13 protein-coding genes are annotated in these 16,059 nt (G+C 67.9%); 6 read left to right on the top strand and 7 right to left on the bottom strand.

Annotation, left to right across the window (positions count from 1 at the left end):
* Window positions 1–68 precede the first annotated feature (68 nt).
* Window positions 69–650, top strand: coding sequence for a polyhydroxyalkanoate synthesis repressor PhaR (gene phaR / locus QZ814_RS02285; protein WP_294329462.1), 582 nt, complete (start codon window positions 69–71; stop codon window positions 648–650).
* 50 nt (window positions 651–700) lie between these two features.
* Here phaR and QZ814_RS02280 read toward each other — a convergent pair whose 3' ends face one another.
* Together QZ814_RS02280 and pepN are read right to left on the bottom strand one after the other, a co-directional pair.
* A complete protein-coding gene (locus tag QZ814_RS02280; protein ID WP_294329461.1) occupies window positions 701–2,209 on the bottom strand; it encodes an AarF/ABC1/UbiB kinase family protein in 1,509 nt (502 codons plus the stop codon).
* Complete coding sequence (gene pepN, locus QZ814_RS02275; RefSeq protein ID WP_294329460.1) at window positions 2,209–4,797, bottom strand: aminopeptidase N; 2,589 nt, start codon at window positions 4,795–4,797, stop codon at window positions 2,209–2,211. Before pepN ends, QZ814_RS02280 begins: the two co-directional genes overlap by 1 nt.
* A 194-nt stretch (window positions 4,798–4,991) precedes the next feature.
* On the opposite strand from pepN, the gene QZ814_RS02270 reads away from it, so the two are divergent.
* Genes QZ814_RS02270 through QZ814_RS02260 form a run of 3 tightly spaced genes read left to right on the top strand, consistent with a single transcriptional unit; the run spans window position 4,992 to window position 9,088 of the window.
* The gene (locus QZ814_RS02270; RefSeq protein ID WP_294329459.1) at window positions 4,992–6,644 is read left to right on the top strand and encodes a M28 family metallopeptidase; all 1,653 of its coding nucleotides are present in this window, start codon (window positions 4,992–4,994) and stop codon (window positions 6,642–6,644) included.
* A gap of 6 nt (window positions 6,645–6,650) precedes the next feature.
* Entirely contained in the window at window positions 6,651–8,264 is a 1,614-nt protein-coding gene (locus QZ814_RS02265) for a M28 family peptidase (protein WP_294329458.1), read from the top strand.
* The gene (locus QZ814_RS02260) at window positions 8,261–9,088 is read left to right on the top strand and encodes an NAD(P)-dependent oxidoreductase (protein WP_294329457.1); all 828 of its coding nucleotides are present in this window, start codon (window positions 8,261–8,263) and stop codon (window positions 9,086–9,088) included. Before QZ814_RS02265 ends, QZ814_RS02260 begins: the two co-directional genes overlap by 4 nt.
* Here QZ814_RS02260 and QZ814_RS02255 read toward each other — a convergent pair.
* The 5 genes from QZ814_RS02255 to QZ814_RS02235 all read right to left on the bottom strand — a co-directional run bounded on the left by QZ814_RS02255 (window position 8,998) and on the right by QZ814_RS02235 (window position 13,934).
* On the bottom strand, window positions 8,998–9,900 hold the full coding sequence (locus QZ814_RS02255) for an EamA family transporter (RefSeq protein WP_294329456.1): 903 nt from the start codon (window positions 9,898–9,900) through the stop codon (window positions 8,998–9,000). The genes QZ814_RS02260 and QZ814_RS02255 overlap by 91 nt on opposite strands.
* A gap of 8 nt (window positions 9,901–9,908) precedes the next feature.
* Entirely contained in the window at window positions 9,909–10,910 is a 1,002-nt protein-coding gene (locus QZ814_RS02250; RefSeq protein ID WP_294329455.1) for a beta-eliminating lyase-related protein, read from the bottom strand.
* A gap of 153 nt (window positions 10,911–11,063) precedes the next feature.
* The gene (gene egtD / locus QZ814_RS02245) at window positions 11,064–12,041 is read right to left on the bottom strand and encodes an L-histidine N(alpha)-methyltransferase (RefSeq protein ID WP_294329454.1); all 978 of its coding nucleotides are present in this window, start codon (window positions 12,039–12,041) and stop codon (window positions 11,064–11,066) included.
* A complete protein-coding gene (egtB, locus tag QZ814_RS02240; protein WP_294329453.1) occupies window positions 12,041–13,303 on the bottom strand; it encodes an ergothioneine biosynthesis protein EgtB in 1,263 nt (420 codons plus the stop codon). The genes egtD and egtB overlap by 1 nt, the downstream gene beginning before the upstream one ends.
* 64 nt (window positions 13,304–13,367) lie before the next feature.
* Window positions 13,368–13,934, bottom strand: a complete 567-nt coding sequence (locus tag QZ814_RS02235; RefSeq protein WP_294329452.1) for a cob(I)yrinic acid a,c-diamide adenosyltransferase — start codon at window positions 13,932–13,934, stop codon at window positions 13,368–13,370.
* 113 nt (window positions 13,935–14,047) lie between these two features.
* On the opposite strand from QZ814_RS02235, the gene QZ814_RS02230 reads away from it, so the two are divergent.
* Together QZ814_RS02230 and QZ814_RS02225 are read left to right on the top strand one after the other, a co-directional pair.
* Window positions 14,048–14,488 (top strand): DUF2231 domain-containing protein, encoded by a 441-nt coding sequence (locus tag QZ814_RS02230; RefSeq protein WP_294329450.1) that lies wholly within the window; start codon window positions 14,048–14,050, stop codon window positions 14,486–14,488.
* The gene (locus QZ814_RS02225; protein WP_294329449.1) at window positions 14,488–15,795 is read left to right on the top strand and encodes a sorbosone dehydrogenase family protein; all 1,308 of its coding nucleotides are present in this window, start codon (window positions 14,488–14,490) and stop codon (window positions 15,793–15,795) included. The genes QZ814_RS02230 and QZ814_RS02225 overlap by 1 nt, the downstream gene beginning before the upstream one ends.
* Window positions 15,796–16,059 lie beyond the last annotated feature (264 nt).

Genomic DNA, 16,059 nt, shown 5'->3' with positions numbered 1-16,059 from the left:
CGCGGACCATGTTGCGATGCGAAATCCAAGGCGTTAGGCTGCGGCAAAACCATGAAAGGCGGGGGTCCATGAAGAAGCAGGCATCGGACGGCGTCGTGATCGTCAAGAAATACGCGAACCGGCGGCTCTACAACACCGAAACCTCCTCCTACATCACGCTCGATCACCTGGCGGGCATGATCCGCGCGGGTCGTGATTTTAAGGTCGTCGACGCCAAGACCGACGAGGACATCACCCATAATGTCCTGACCCAGATCATCATGGAAGAGGAAAGCCGGGGCGAAACCATGCTGCCGGTGAATTTCCTGCGCCAGCTCATCTCGATGTACGGCGATTCGATGCAGGCGATGGTGCCCGGTTATCTGGAAGCGTCGATGGACAGCTTCCGCCGCAACCAGGAACAGTTCAAGTCGGCGGTCGAGGGCGCCTTCGCCAACTCGCCCTTTGCGGAGATCGCCAAGCGCAACATGGCGATGTTCGAAGCCGCAGCCAGCGCCTTCCAGCCCGGCGGCGCAGCCAATCCCGCGCCGAACGCCGCTCCGGCCGCGACGCCCACCGCCCCCGAAGCGAGCAGCGGCGAGGGCGACGTGTCCGCGCTCAAGGCGGAACTGGCGCGGCTTCAGGAAAAGATCGAGAAGCTGGGCAAGTAAGCCGCGATCTGCGACGCCGCCTCGCCCAGCCGGGGGAGGTGGCACGTCGTTCAGCGACTCCAGAGTGCGGCAGCGAGCAGCGCGGCACCGGCGATCAGCTCCGCTGCGACCCATTGCCCGGCCTTGGTGATCGCCCGCGCGGTGCCCGTATCCGTCGGCGGCGCCTCCAGCCTGGCGGCGGCAGCGCGCAGCAGCCGGGGCGCATCTTCACCCAGTTCGGCAAGAGCAAGCGCCAGCGCTGCCGAACGCGCCGCCGTCCGCATGGGACCGAAGCGGCTGGCGAGCAGCGTCACCTGTGCCCGATGGATAGCGCCGGACAGGTCGAAGCTGGGCGCGATGCGGCCGAGCACGCCGTCCATCGTCACCATCGCCTTGAACACCAGCAGCAGATCCGGCGGCAGCACCAGCCCTTCTTCGCGCAGCAGCCGCAGGAAGTCCGGCATCATTGCCGACAGGACGAGCGTGCCGCCGCCGTGCCGCTGGACGATCGCCTCCGCCGCGCGATCGATCGTGCGGCGGGGCACGGCATGGCCCTCGCTCCACAGCGCCAGTGTGTCGGCCAGCGCCCGCGCATTGCCGCCGGACAGCGCAAGGACGAAGGCGATGAACTCGTCGCGGCGCTTCGGCCCGACATGGCCGATCGAGCCGAGATCGAGCAGCGCCAGCTTGTCGCCGGGCAGGCAGAGCAGATTGCCGGGGTGCGGGTCGGCATGGAAGCGGCCGTTGACCAGCACCATCGCGATCACGGTATCGGCGCCGAGTTCGGCGATGGCTTCGGGATCGATGCCGGCAGCACGCAGCGCGTCACCGGAAACCGGCCTGGTGCCGGCGATGAAATCCATCACCAGCAGCGTCTCGGACGTCCATTGCCAGTGGATCTCGGGCACCACGACGCGGCGGTTGTTCGCCAAATCCGCGCGCAGCAGATCGGCGTTGCGGCCTTCGTTGGTGAAGTCGAGTTCTTCCAGCAGCGCCTGGCGGAGCTGTCGGGCGAGCGCCACCGGCTCGAACCGGCGCGCCTCCGCGCTGCTCCGGGCAACCAGCGCGGCGAGCTCGCCGATCAGCCGCAGGTCCGCTTCCATCGCTGCCCGGATGCCGGGGCGGCGGACCTTGAGCACCACCTCGCGGCCGTCCACCAGTCGGGCGCGATGGACCTGCGCCATCGAGGCGGCGGCCAGCGGTTCGGGGTCGAACCAGGCAAAGGCCTGCTCGGGCGGCATGCCGAGTGCCGCTTCCACTTCGCCGCGGATCGCGTCGAACGGCAGTGTCGGCGCGGCGCTCTGGAGCAGCTCCAGTTCGGCGATCCATTCGGGCGGCAGCAGGTCCCCGCGCGTGGCCAGGATCTGGCCGATCTTCACATAGGTGGGGCCCAGCGCCTCCAGCGCCAGCCGGGTGCGGCGCGGGAGCGGCAGCGCCCCCGTCTCGGGGTCGGCCGCGTCGGCCTCCCCCGCGAAGCCCAGCGTCTCCAGCAGCACGCCCAGTCCGAACCGTGCCGCCACGGTGGCGACGGTCCGCACGCGGGCGGAGTCGCGGACCGTGGCGGTGAGCAGCCGGAGCATCAGTCGAGCGACTTGGTGGCCTGCTCGAACATGTCCTTGCTGAGGCCGGGGCTGGCGACGATCCGCTCCAGCTCGCCCCGCATCAGCGCGGCGCGGTCGGCGTCGAAGCGCTTCCAGCGGCCGAGCGGCGGCACCAGCTTTGCGGCGGTCTGCGGGTTGAGCTTGTCGAGCGCGATCAGCTGGTCCGCGACGAAGCGATAGCCGCGGCCCGAAGGATCGTGGAACGCCCGCTGGTTGATGCTGAACGCGCCGACCAGCGCTCGCGCCCGGTTCGGGTTGGCGAGGGTGAAGTCGGGGTGCTTGGCCAGCTTCTCGACGGCGGCGAGCGTGTCGTCGCGCGAGGAGAGCGCCTGGGTCTGGAACCACTTGTCCAGCACCAGCGCGTTGCCGGCATAGCGCTGGTAGAAGCCCGCCAGCGCCTTTTCGCGGTAGGACGAGGTGCCGTTGACCAGCGTGGCGAGACCGCCCTGGCGATCGGTCATGTTGTCGGCTGCGTCGAACTGGGCATAGGCAAGCTCCGCCGCATCGGCCGCGCCGCTCGCCGCGATATAGCCGAGCGCCACGTTCTTCAGGCGGCGCGCGCCCTTTGCAGCCGGCGAATATTCGAAGCGGTTGGCCCGCGCGCCCTCGTACGCGGCACGCCATTCGGCTTCGAGTGCCTTGCCGAGATCGGCGCGCAGCGCCTCGCGGGCCTGGAAGATCGCCTCGGGATCGACGATCGCCATCTGGTCGCCGATGAAGCTGTCCGACGGCAGCAGCACCGCCTCGGCGATGAAGGCGCGATCGAGCGCCGGATCGGTCAACGTGTTGCGGACGGCATCGATCAGCGCGCCATGCTCGCCCTTGCCGGTGGTGACGGCCGCGACCAGCGTGTCGAGCATCAGCTGCTGCATCGCCTCGTAGCGCGCGAACGGATCGTCGTCATGCGCCGAGAGGAAAGCGAGATCGGCGGCGCTACGATTGGCATCGACGATCACCGGTGCCGAGAAGCCGCGGTTGATCGACAGCACCGCGCGCTCGGGCAGGTTCTCGAAGCGCAGCTCCTGCTCGGGCTTGTCGAACAGCACCAGCTGCTCGTCGGTCAGCGGGGCGCCGCTCTTCTCGCCGAACAGGCGGATCTTGAGCGGCAGGACCATCGGCTCCTTGACCGGCTGGCCGGGCGTCGGCGGTACGGTCTGGGCGAGTGCGAGGCGGGTGGTCGCGCCGTCCTGTACCAGATTGGCGGAGACGCGCGGCGTGCCGGCCTGGCTGTACCAGCGGCGGAACTGGCCGAGATCGACGCCGCCGGCCTCCTCCATGCTCGCCACGAAATCCTCGCAGGTGGCGGCGGTGCCGTCGAAGCGATCGAAATAGAGGTCGGTCGCGGCGCGGAACTTCTGCGGCCCGAGGATGGTGGCCATCATCCGGATCAGCTCCGCGCCCTTGTTGTAGATGGTCGCCGTGTAGAAGTTCGAGATCTCGATATATTCGTCCGGGCGCACCGGGTGGGCGAGCGGGCCGGAATCCTCGGGGAACTGGCTGGCGCGAAGCGAGCGCACATCCTCGATCCGCTTGACCGCCGCCGAGCCCTGATCGGCCGAGAAGCTCTGGTCGCGGAAGACGGTGAAGCCTTCCTTCAGGCTCAGCTGGAACCAGTCGCGGCAGGTGACGCGGTTGCCCGACCAGTTGTGGAAATATTCGTGGGCGACCACGGCGGCGATCGCGTCATAGTCCCAGTCGGTGGCGGTATCGGGGTCAGCGAGGATGTAGCGGCTGTTGAAGACGTTCAGCCCCTTGTTCTCCATCGCGCCGAAATTGAAGTCGTCGACCGCGACAATGTTGAACACGTCGAGATCGTACTCACGGCCATAGACGTCCTCGTCCCACTTCATGCTGAGCTTGAGCGCGTGGAGGGCATGGTCGGTCTTGGGCAGATCGGGCGCGCGGACATAGATGCCGAGCTGCACCTCGCGGCCGGACATGGTCGTGAAGGTGCCGGTGTTGGCGACGAGATCGCCGGCGACCAGCGCGAACAGATAGCTCGGCTTGGGGAACGGGTCGTGCCACTCGGCCCAGTGGCGGCCGCCCTCGGCATCGCCTTGCGCTATCGGATCGCCGTTCGAGAGCAGCACCGGGAAGCGTGCCTTGTCGCCTTCCATCCGCACCTTGTACTTGGAAAGCACGTCCGGCCGGTCCGGGAAGAAGGTAATGCGGCGGAAGCCCTCGGCCTCGCACTGGGTGCACAGCATGCCGGACGAGGCGTACAGCCCCTGGAGCTGGGTGTTGCGCTCGGGCGCGATCACCACTTCGGTCTCGATCGTGTGGGCATCGCCGGTGAGCGGGATCACCAGATCCTGCCCGTCCATGCGCCAGCCTATTGCGGCCGCGCCGTCGACCTTCACCGACAGGGCCTCGAGCCCGTCGCCGTTCAGCACCAGCGGCCGGTCGTGCGCGCCATTGCGGGTGACGTGCAACGCGGCCTTCACCCGGGTCGCCGCGACGTCGAGGTCGAAGTCCAGCGCGATGTCCGGCACCAGCCAGTCGGGTTGACGATAGTCCTCGCGGCGAATGGCCTGGGGAGCTGCGGCGGCGATGCGGGCGTCACTCATACAGGGTTCGATATAGGACAAGCCGCCCTGCCTGCTACTGTAATTCTGTCGATTTCCCTGTTCGACATAGGCGATGCCACGCCCGCTACGGAATCGTCGCAGAAAGGAAATGCTGCGACGAACGGTTCAGCCGATTGACGGACCCCGAAGCGCTGCTAGGCTTGAAATATTGTTGCGACCACCAGGGATTCCCGATGCTTCGTTCGACCGCGCCGCTTGCCCTCGTCCTATGCCTGGCTTCGCCCGCTCTCGCCCAGACCGCTGCCGAGCGGAACGCCATCATCACCGCCCCGCTCCCCGCCGATCAGGCGGCGCTCAAGGCGCATGTGATGTTCCTCGCCTCGGACGCGCTGAAGGGCCGCGATGCGGGCTCGCCGGAGTTCGAGATCGCCGCCAACTATGTCGCGTCGCAATTCTATGCCGCCGGGCTGAAGCCCGCCGGCGACGATGGCGGCTATCTGCAGAAGGTGCCGCTGATCAGCTACAAGCTGGACGGCACCGGCGCGATGTCGATCGGCAAGCCCAAGGCCGCGGCGATCACGCTCGAAGCGGGCAAGGACTTCATCGTCGGCGCGAACCCGGAAAAGCCGGAATATAGCGTCACCGCACCGGTGGTGTTCGTCGGCTACGGCATCGTCGGGCTCGGCCGCGACGATTACAAGGGCGTCGACGTGAAGGGCAAGATCGTCGCCTTCTTCGGCGGCGCGCCCAAGAGCTTCCCCGGCGAGGAAGGCGCGCACTTCCAGAACCCCGCGGCCAAGGCGGAGATCGCCAGGAAGCACGGCGCGATCGGCTATATCACGCTGGAATCGCCGATCACTGCCAAGAGCCGGCCGTTCGCGATGTACGCGGCGTACGGCAACCGTCCGCGCGTCACCTGGGGCAATGCCGACGGCACCGGCCATATCGCAGCCCCCGGCACGCCGGGCCTCGGCATGCTGAGCATGGCGGGTGCCGAGAAGCTGTTCGCCGGCGCCAAGACCCCCTGGGCGACGATCGCCAAGGCGGCCGAGGTCGACGGCGCGACCTTCAAGGCGATGCAGCTGCCGGGCACGCTCACCGTCGCGGCGAAGACCGTGCTCACCCCGATGCCGAGCTTCAACGTCGCCGGGATGATCGAGGGCAGCGATCCGAAGCTAGCGAGCGAAGTGGTGGTGTTGTCGGCGCACCTCGATCATATCGGCGTCGGCCGTCCGGATGCTAAGGGCGACACGATCAACAACGGCGCGCTCGACGACGCGATCGGCACCGCCTCGCTGATCGAGGAAGCCAAGCGCTTCAAGGCGGCGGGTACCAAACCGCGCCGCTCGATCCTGTTCCTGGCGGTCACCGCCGAGGAGAAGGGGCTGGTCGGCTCCGACTATTTCTCGAACAATCCGACGATCAAGAACACGATCGTCGCCGACGTGAACCTCGACATGCCGATCATCACCTATCCGTTCGAGGATATCGTGGTGTACGGCGCCAACCATTCGACGCTGGGGCCGATCGTTGCCAAGGCGGCGGCCGAGATCGGCGTGAAGATGTCCGACGATCCGCTGCCGGGCGAGAATATCTTCGTGCGCAGCGATCACTATAACTTCGTCCGCAAGGGCGTGCCCTCGGTATTCCTGTGGCCGGGTGCCGGCGGGCCGGGCCGCGCGGCGATCGATCACTTCATGAAGAACCATTATCACCAGCCCTCGGACCAGATCGACCAGCAGCCGGCGCTCAACTGGCAGTCGGGCGTGCGCTTCGTCGACGTCAACTTCCGCATCGCCAACGCCATTGCCAATGGCGACGAGCGGCCGGTGTGGAACAAGGATGATTTCTTCGGCCTCACCTATGACGGCCCCGGCGCGAAGTAAGCCGCGATGAAGCTTCCCGCGTTGTTCGCCCTGCTGCTGCTCGCCAGCCCCGCGCTGGCGCAGCAGGCCGCCCCCCTCACCCCGGAACAGGCAGCGATCCGCGCGCATGTCCAGTTCCTCGCCTCCGATGCCCTGCGCGGACGCGAGGCGGGCACGCGCGACTTCGATGTCGCGGCGGAATATGTCGCCGCACGGATGGCCGCGATCGGGCTCAAGCCCGGCGCCAATGGCAGCTGGTTCCAGCCGGTGAAGCTTACCACCTACCGCCCCGCCGAGAAGGCGGTGTGGACGCTGAAGCGCGGCGGCAAGGATGTCGCGCTCAGCTTCGGCACGGAGTTCGTGAACGAACCGATCCCCTCCGCCCCCGATTTCAAGACCGAGGGCGAGGTCGTGTTCGCCGGCTACGGGATCGTCTATCCCGAGGGCAAGCGCGACGACTATAAGGGCCTCGACGTCCGCGGCAAGATCGTCGCGATCCTCGCCGGTACGCCCAAGGGCCTGCCCAACGAGGTGAACGCCCATTTCGGCGATGACGGCCAGAAGGCACGGCTGGCGGCGGCGCGCGGCGCCAAGGCGGTGCTCATCGTCGAGACGGTGGAGCGCGCCAAGAAGTTCAGCCTCGAGAAGTTCGCGCCCTTCTATGCCTATCCGCGTACCGGCTGGGCGGGGCCGGACGGCGTCGCCAACACCGTGTCGCCCACGGCGCCGGTCGTCGGGCAGCTGAGCCAGGCGGGCGCTGCCAAGCTGTTCGAGGGCGCGAAGATCCGCTGGGCGGATGTGGTTGCCGCGCAGACCAAGGGCGCCCGCATGCCCACCGGGGCGCTCGCCGGCACGCTGGTGCTGGCGAGCAAGACCCGGCTGACCACGCGCGACAGCCGCAACGTGGTCGGCATGATCGAGGGCAGCGATCCCGCGCTCAAGGCGCAGGTCGTGGTGCTCTCCGCGCATCTCGACCATGTCGGCGTCGGCGAGCCGGTGAAGGGCGACCCGATCTATAACGGCGCGATGGACAATGCGATCGGCGTGTCGATGGTGCTGGAGATCGCCAAGGCAATCCAGGAAGGCGGCACCCGGCCACGGCGCTCGCTGCTCTTCGTGGCGCTGACCGCCGAGGAGAAGGGGCTGATCGGCTCCGATTATTTCGCGCATTACCCGACGGTGCCCAAGGGCTCGATCGTGGCGGACGTGAACTTCGACATGCCGATCCTCACCTATCCGCTGGTCGACTTGGTGGTGCTGGGCGGCGAGCGTTCGAGCATCGGTCCGGCGGTAGTGGCTGCCGCCAAGGCGGAAGGGCTGGGCGTGGTGCCCGATTCCGAGCCCGAGGAAATGTTCTTCGTCCGCTCCGACCATTACAGCTTCGTGCAGGCGGGCATTCCGGCGGTGTCGATCGATACCGGCCCGGGCGGCACCGGCGCGGTCGCGGCGCGCAAGTTCCTCGACGAGAATTACCACAAGCCGTCGGACCAGATCGACCTGCCGTTCAACTGGGATTCGGCGGTGAAGTACAAGCATGTCGGCCTCGCCACCGTCCAGGCGCTGGCGAATGGCGATGCGCGGCCGAGCTGGAACAGGGGCGACTTTTTCGGGACGCTGTTCGGAGGCGCGGTCGCGCCGTGAGCGGCGTGCGCCTGCTGGTCTTCGGCCCCGGCTACACCGCGTCGCGGCTGATGGCGGCGGTGGAGGCCGGGGGCGGGACGGTGGCGACGGTAACCCGCGCGACCTTCGGTGACGGCGACCGCACCCGCGCCGAAATTGCGGCGGCAACGCACATCCTTTCCAGCATCCCGCCTGGCGAGGCGGATCCGGTGCTGGCGGCCTATGGCGCGGACCTCGCCGGCTGTGGCAAGTGGCTCGGCTACCTCTCGTCCACCGGCGTCTATGGCGATACCGGCGGTGGCTGGGTGGACGAGCGTGCGCCGCTGCGGGGACGGCGCGGCGGGCGGCTGGACGCGGACCGCGGCTGGCTAAGCCTGCCCAACGCGCACGTCTTCCGCCTGCCGGGTATATACGGCCCCGAACGTTCGGCGCTGGAGCGGATGGCGGCGGGTGCGGTGCGCGTGTTCTTTCCCGGCCAGGTGTTCAGCCGCGTCCATGTCGACGATCTGGTGGCGGGGGTAATTGCCGCGTTCGCAGGGCCGCCGGGTGCCTATAATCTGGCCGACGACCTGCCCGCGCCGCAGGCGGAGGTGCTCGCCTATGCCGCGGAACTGCTCGGCATCGATCCCGGCCCGGCGGTGACCCCCGACGAGGTGGAGCTGAGCCCCGCCTCGCGTGCCTTCTATGCCGAGAACCGCCGGGTGGCGAACGGCAAGGCGAGGCGGCTGCTCGGCTGGCGGCCGCGCTACGCCGATTACCGGTTGGGCCTGCGCGCCCTCAAGGCCAGCACCAGCCCGACCAGCACCAGCACGCCGCCGCCCACCGCCAGCAGCGACCAGCGATAGCCCTCGAACAGCGTCGACAAGAGCATCGCGATCACCGGGATCAACACGCTGGTATAGGCCGCCTTGGCCGGGCCGATGGTGCGGATCAGCTGGAAATAGAGGGTGAAGGTGATCGAGGAGCCGATCACGCCCAGATAGAGGATGCCGAGCAGATAGGCGGGCCGCGTCTCGATCACCGGCGGGCCGACGGTGGCCAGCGCGAAGCTCGCGTCGAGCGCGGCGCCGATCAGCATCGCCCAGCCCAGCGTCGATGCCATCGGATAGGCTTTGGCGGTCCCGGTTGCCTGCATCACGTTCGCCACCGATGCCGAGAGTACGCCGGCGAGCGCGATGCCGATGCCGATCAGCGCCTCGTGCGGGCCCACCGGGTTGAGGCGTGCCTCGTGCACGAACAGCAGTGCCACGCCGGCCATCGCCACGAACGAGCCGATCAGCAGCTGCCGCCCCATCTTCTGGCCCAGGAAGATCCGCGCCAGGATCGCATTGGGTACCAGCAGCAGCGCATAGACCACCGCGACCACACCCGAGGTGACATGGGCTTCGGCGCGATAGACGAAGTTGAAGTTGAGCACGAACTGCGCGAGGCCAAGGCAGGCGGCGAAGGTGAACCCACGCGCGTCGAGCCACAGCCGGTCGCGCCGCGATGCCGCCCAGATAAGCGTCGTCACGCCGGCAACGAGGAAGCGGTAGCTGACCGACCAGCTCGGCGGCACCACCGCGAGCTGGTCCTTGATGACGAGCCAGGTCGAGCCCCAGATCAGCGTTACCAGCAGGAAGGGGACGAGCACCGTCAGCCGAGCGGACCGGGGCAACGCCGCGCTCACAGGGTGGCGATGGCCTGCGCCAGCGGCCGGATCGCGTCCTCGGCTTGGTCCCAGCTGGTGACGAGGCGCACCTCGCCCTCGGCCCAGTCGTAAAAGTCGAAGCCCAGCGCGCGGAGGCTGGCGGCTTCCACCGGGTCCGCCTTCAGGAACACCTCGTTGGCCTGCACGGGGTGGACCAACCGGTCGCCCGCCGCCTCGGCGAGCAGCCGGGCGCCGGCATTCGCGGCACGGGCATTGGCGAGCCAGACGTCGTTCTCGAGCATCGCCAGCAGCTGCGCGGCGAGATAGCGGCCCTTGGAAAAGAGCAGCCCGGCGCGCTTGCGACGGTAGAGCGTCACGTCGGCGAGTTCGGGGCGGAAGAACACCAGTGCCTCGGCGCTCATGCCCCCATTCTTGACGAAGCCGAAGCTCAGCGCGTCGACGCCCGCGCGCCAGGTAACGTCGCCGGGATGGCAGCCGAGATGCGCCACCGCATTCGCGAAGCGTGCGCCGTCCATGTGCAGGCCGAGCTTTCGGGCCTTCGCCGCGTCTCCTATAGCGGCAACCTCATCGGGCGAGTAGACCAGCCCGTATTCGGTGGCGTTGGTGATCGAGATGGCGTGGGGCTGCACCTGGTGGACGTCGTTGCGGATCGGATCGATCACCGCGTGGATGGTCTCGGGCGTCAGCTTCGCGCCGCGGCCGGTGGCGGTCAGCAGCTTGGCGCCGTGCGTGTAGAATTCCGGCGCACCGCCTTCGTCGCAGTTGATGTGCGCATCGCGGTGGCAGACGATGCCGCCGTGGGGCGGGCACATCGCGGTCAGCGCGAGGCAATTGGCCGCCGTACCGGTGGGGACCCACAGCGCGCGGACCTGGGTGCCGAACAGATCCGAAAAGGCGCCGTCCAGCCGTTTCGACCAGGCGTCGCCGTCATAGGCGGTGTCTAGCGTGTTCGCGTCGACCAGCGCCTGGAGCACGGGCGGGCAGACGGCGGCGGCATTGTCCGAGAAGAAGCGCATGGGCAGGAGCCTTGCGGATTCCTTTCCCGGGGGTCAACCGGTTGGTGTCGGGTGCTTTTGATTTCACGCGAAGGTGCGAAGTCGCGAAGCAGGTTTCATTCTCTGCGCGAACAAAAGCTTCTTATCTTCGCGACTTCGCGTGAAATCAGAAAACTACGGCGCCCGCCGCAGCGGCTGGGCTTCGCAGAGGATCAGCGCGAACCAGTCGTTCGCGTCGGTCCATTGCTCGATCGGCGTCCAGCCGCCCGCGCGGAGCAGCTGGCGCGCGCCGTTGGGGCCGTATTTATGGCTGTTCTCGGTGTGGATCGTCTCGCCCGCCGCCATCGTGAAAGGCCTGCCGTCGACAGTGAAGCCGACGTCGCGCTGTGCCTCCAGATGCATCTCGATCCGCGCGAAATCGGCATTCCAGATCGCGCGGTGGCGGAAGGCGTCGACCGGAATCGTGCCGTCCAGCTCGCGGTTGATCCGCTCGAGCAGGTTGAGGTTGAACGCCGCGGTCACACCGGCCGAGTCGTCATAGGCTGGGACGAGGATGTCGGGCGACTTGACCCGGTCCATGCCGATCAGCAGCCGCGCGCCTTCGCCCAGCCATTCGCGCATCGCGCGCAGCAGGTCGACCGCATGCCAGGCATTCATGTTGCCGATCGTCGAGCCGGGGAAGAAGCCGAGCTTCGGCATTTTCGCCACCTGCTCGGGCAGCGGCACCGGGCGCAGGAAATCCGCCTCGACCGGATAGACCGGCAGGCCCGGGAAGGCTTGGGAGAGCTGCGCGGCCGAGTGGCGCAGGAACTCGCCGGAGATGTCGATCGGCACGTAGGCGGCAGGCTCGATCGCGCGGAGCAGCCGCGGCGTCTTCACCGACGAGCCCGAGCCGAACTCCACCACGGCCGCATTGGGCGCGGCAAGGTCGCCGAGGTCGGCGGAGATCGATTCGAGCAGCGCCGTCTCGGTGCGGGTCGGGTAATATTCGGGGAGTTCGGTGATCTCCTCGAACAGCTCCGAGCCGCGCCGGTCGTAGAACCAGCGGGCGGGAATCGCGCGCGGGCTGGCGGCGAGGCCGGTCAGCACGTCGGCGCGGAAATGGGGATCGGCAAGGCTCGCCTGGCCGTCTTCGAGTTCCTGCTTGAGCATCAGAGGTCCTTCGCCAGACGTACGCCGGTGAACTGCCAGCGCTGGTGGGGATAGAAGAAATTGCGGTAGCTGGCCCGCATATGGCCGCGCGGGGTGGCGCAGCTGCCGCCGCGCAGCACGAACTGCCCGCTCATGAACTTGCCGTTATATTCGCCCACCGCGCCTTCCGCCGTGCGGAAGCCGGGATAGGGGCGGTAGGCGCTGCCGGTCCATTCCCAGACATCGCCGAACCAGGCCGGGCCGCTGGGGGAGGGGCGCGGCTCGACGGGGCCGGCGGCATCCAGCTGGTTGCCCGCGTGCGGATCGGCGTCTGCCGCGGCGGCTTCCCACTCGAACTCGGTCGGCAGCCGGGCGCCGGCCCAGCTTGCATAGGCGTCGGCCTCGAACAGGCTGACATGGGTGACCGGCGCGGCCGGGTCGATCGGGCGACGGCCGTCCAGGCCGAAGCGCGTCCAGACGCCGTCGATCTCGCGCCAGTAGAGCGGCGCGCCGATCCGGTTGGCCTGCACCCAGGCCCAGCCGTCCGCCAGCCAGTGGCGCGGATCGGCATAGCCGCCCTCGGCAATGAACGCCGCCCATTCGCCGTTGGTCACGGTACGGTCGGCGAGCGCATGGGGGTGGAGCACGGCGCGATGGCGCGGCTCCTCGCAATCGAAGGCAAAGCCGTGGCCCGACTCGCGTCCTGTAGACACTTCACCCGTGCGCCCGGCGATCCAGCCGATCGGCCCGGGCATCGCCACCGGCACCTTCGCCGCGCCCGGCCAGACGGCGGGCTCCAGCGGGTTGACCGAAAAATGGTGGAGGATGTCGGTCAGCAGCAGTTCCTGATGCTGCTGCTCGTGCTGGCAGCCGAGTTCGACCAGATCGAGCGCCGCCTGCGGAAGCTCCGGCAGCACCGCCAGCAGCGCGGCATCCACCGCGGCGCGATATTCTTGGATCGCGTCCAGCGTCGGACGCGACAGCATTCCGCGGCGGGGCCGGGCATGGCGCTGGCCCTCCGCCTCATAATAGCTGTTGAACAGGAACGGCCAGCGATCGTCGAACAGCCGGTAGCCGGGCACATGATCGCGCAGCACGAAGGTCTCGAAGAACCAGCTGGTGTGCGCGAGATGCCACTTGGCCGGCGACGCGTCGTCCATCGACTGGAGCGTCGCATCGGCGTCAGAGAGCGTGGCGACCAACGCCGTGCTCAGGCCCCGCACCGTCCGGAATCGGCGACCTAGGGCATCGGGCGCCGTGACGATAGCCGGTTTCGTTCTCACTCTGTTCTCCTACCGCAAGCCCGTCGCCGGGACAACCCATACGGTGGGATGCGGGGATCGAGTGCTAATCGTTACGCGGCCCCCCAGGCACCCACAGAACGTCGTCGCTGCCATTTTGGTTCAGGTGGCGTGCCGCCACGAACAAAAAATCTGAAAGTCTATTGAGATAGACCAAGGCGTTGGCGCTAAGCGTGCCCTGATCATTGGCTGCCACCGCGGCACGCTCCGCCCGGCGGGTGATCGCGCGGGCCAGATGGACCGCGGCAGCCCCGGGGCTGCCGCCGGGCAGCACGAAGCTGTTGAGCGGAGCAAGGGCGGCGTTGAGATCGTCGATCGCCGCTTCGATCCATTCGATCTGCTGCTGCGTGATCCGCAACGCGCCTTCCCGGTCGCCCGGCGTGGCGAGATCGGCGCCGAGGTCGAACAGATCGTTCTGGATGCGCGCGAGCGTCGCGTCGAGCGGGTCCCCGGCTGCGAGGGTGGTGCGGGCGACGCCAATCGCGCTGTTCGCCTCGTCGACATCGCCGATCGCCTCGAGCCGTGCGGAGGCCTTGGAGACGCGCGAGCCGTCGGCGAGGCCGGTGGTGCCGGCGTCGCCGGTGCGAGTGTAGATCTTGTTGAGCTTGACCATGGGCGCGGACGGTAGGGCGAATGCGGCGGCAGGGCTAGGGGCCACAGGGGAAGCGGCGGAACCCCTTGAAAGCGCGACCGTTCGAAGGGTTGACTCGTCTGGGGAGACGTCCCGTGCCCGATCCCGTTCCGCTCCGTTCCCGCGCCTATGGCCTGCCGCTGCACCCGATCGTGCTCGGACTGCCCTTTATCTGCTTCCTCGCGGCGCTGGTGGCGGACATCGCCTATTTCCGCACCTACGACATCGCCTGGAAGAATTTTGCCGACTGGCTGCTGGCGGGCGGGATGGTGCTGGGTGCGCTCGGCGCGATCGTGGGCGTGGTCGATCTGGTGCGGCCGGCGGTGCGGGCGAACCGGCTGCTCTATCCCTATGCGATTGCTTACGGCGTTGCCATGGTGTTGGCACTGCTCAACAATTTCATTCACAGTCGCGACGCCTACGGTGCCATGCCTGCCGGCCTGGTGCTCTCGGTGCTCACCGTGCTGGTGCTGACCGCCGCATCGGCGCTCGGCGCGATCCTGCTGCGTCAAAGCCGTTTCGGAGGGTTTCGCTGATGCGCGCACTGCTTCTCGCCGCGGGCACCACGCTCGCGCTCGCCGGTTGCGCCAGCAAGGGTGAGGATCCCCAGCAGCAGATCGGTGCCGATCCCAAGCTGCCGGCGATCCAGCAATATCTGGTGCCGCCGATGCATGTCGTTCCGCCAAGCCCCTGGGGGCAAGGCGCACCCAAGGTGCCGTCGGGGTTGAAGGTCCAGGCGTTCGCCACCGGCCTCGCCAAGCCGCGTTCGGTCTACACGCTGCCCAATGGCGACGTGCTGGTGGTCGAGACGGACGGCCCGCCCGAGCCGATTCACCGTCCCAAGGATGTGGTGATGAACCTGATTCAGGCGCATGCCCATGGCGGCGGCACGGCGGGCATGGACATCGTCCTGCTGCGCGATGCCAACGGGGACGGCGTTCCCGAGCTCAAGACCAAGTTCATCACCGGGCTCAACTCGCCCTTCGGCGTCGCGCTGGTCGGCGGTGATCTCTACGTCGCGAACACCGACGCGATCCTGCGCTTCCCCTACCAAACCGGCCAGACGCGCATCACTGCTGCGGGCACCAAGCTGATCGACCTGCCCGGCGGCCCGATCGACCATCACTGGACCAAGAGCCTCGTCGCGAGCCCGGACGGCACGAAATTGTATGTGGGGGTAGGCTCGAACAGCAACATCACCGAGAATGGCATGGACGCCGAACGCGGCCGCGCCGCCATCTGGGAAGTCGATCGGGCAAGCGGCGCCTATCGACTCTACGGCACCGGCCTGCGCAACCCCAACGGGCTGCAGTTCGAGCCGCTGACCAACACCTTGTGGGCCGTCGTGAACGAGCGTGACGAGCTGGGGCCGGATCTGGTGCCGGACTATATCACCTCGGTGCGCGACGGCGGCTTCTATGGCTGGCCGTACAGCTATTGGGGCCAGAATATCGATCCGCGGGTGAAGCCGCAGCGACCAGACCTCGTCGCGAGGGCGATCAAGCCCGATTACGGCCTCAGCAGCCATGTCGCACCGCTTGGGATGGTGTTCTCGGCCAATGCTGCTGCGCTGCCGGCGCAGTGGCGATCGGGCGCCTTTATCGGCGAGCACGGCAGCTGGGATCGGGGCCACCTCAACGGCTACAAGGTCATTTACGTCCCCTTTGCGGAGGGGCGGCCCGCCGGCAAGGCGGTCGACGTGGTGACCGGCTTCGTCGACGGCGAGAAGGCGCATGGCCGGCCGGTCGGCCTTGGACTGGATCGTACCGGCGCCCTGCTGATCGCAGACGATCTCGGCAACATCGTCTGGCGGGTGAGCGGGGCGGAAATCGCGCCGCGGTAACGGGCCCGTCGTCGCCGAAGCGGGGCGCGCCCAGGGGGCCGCCTATTGTCGTCCCGTGGTGTCGCGGTCCTGGGCGCAACCACCGTTTGCGCGCGTCCTCGGCATGGACAAAAACTGTTCGACTTGCGCGTGCGGAATCGCGCAGCGCGTGGGCGGCGCGGGCTTGATTGTCCCAGCTTCTGGCATAGTAGCCCCAGCAACGCTCTCCGATCGGTGCGGCAGAGAAATTTAAGGCCTTATATCATAAGCCTAGCTGTGCGGTCC

Source organism: uncultured Sphingomonas sp., assembly GCF_913777625.1.
Classification (GTDB): Bacteria; Pseudomonadota; Alphaproteobacteria; order Sphingomonadales; family Sphingomonadaceae; genus Sphingomonas.
Note: the sequence above shows the minus strand (reverse complement) of the source record. Positions and strands in the feature narration are given on the sequence as shown.

Coding starts and splice junctions, on each gene's coding strand:
- phaR (WP_294329462.1), top strand. CDS start 69: ATGAAGAAGCAGGCATCGGACGGCGTCGTGATCGTCAAGAAATACGCG.
- QZ814_RS02280 (WP_294329461.1), bottom strand. CDS start 2,209: ATGCTCCGGCTGCTCACCGCCACGGTCCGCGACTCCGCCCGCGTGCGG.
- pepN (WP_294329460.1), bottom strand. CDS start 4,797: ATGAGTGACGCCCGCATCGCCGCCGCAGCTCCCCAGGCCATTCGCCGC.
- QZ814_RS02270 (WP_294329459.1), top strand. CDS start 4,992: ATGCTTCGTTCGACCGCGCCGCTTGCCCTCGTCCTATGCCTGGCTTCG.
- QZ814_RS02265 (WP_294329458.1), top strand. CDS start 6,651: ATGAAGCTTCCCGCGTTGTTCGCCCTGCTGCTGCTCGCCAGCCCCGCG.
- QZ814_RS02250 (WP_294329455.1), bottom strand. CDS start 10,910: ATGCGCTTCTTCTCGGACAATGCCGCCGCCGTCTGCCCGCCCGTGCTC.
- egtD (WP_294329454.1), bottom strand. CDS start 12,041: ATGCTCAAGCAGGAACTCGAAGACGGCCAGGCGAGCCTTGCCGATCCC.
- QZ814_RS02235 (WP_294329452.1), bottom strand. CDS start 13,934: ATGGTCAAGCTCAACAAGATCTACACTCGCACCGGCGACGCCGGCACC.
- QZ814_RS02225 (WP_294329449.1), top strand. CDS start 14,488: ATGCGCGCACTGCTTCTCGCCGCGGGCACCACGCTCGCGCTCGCCGGT.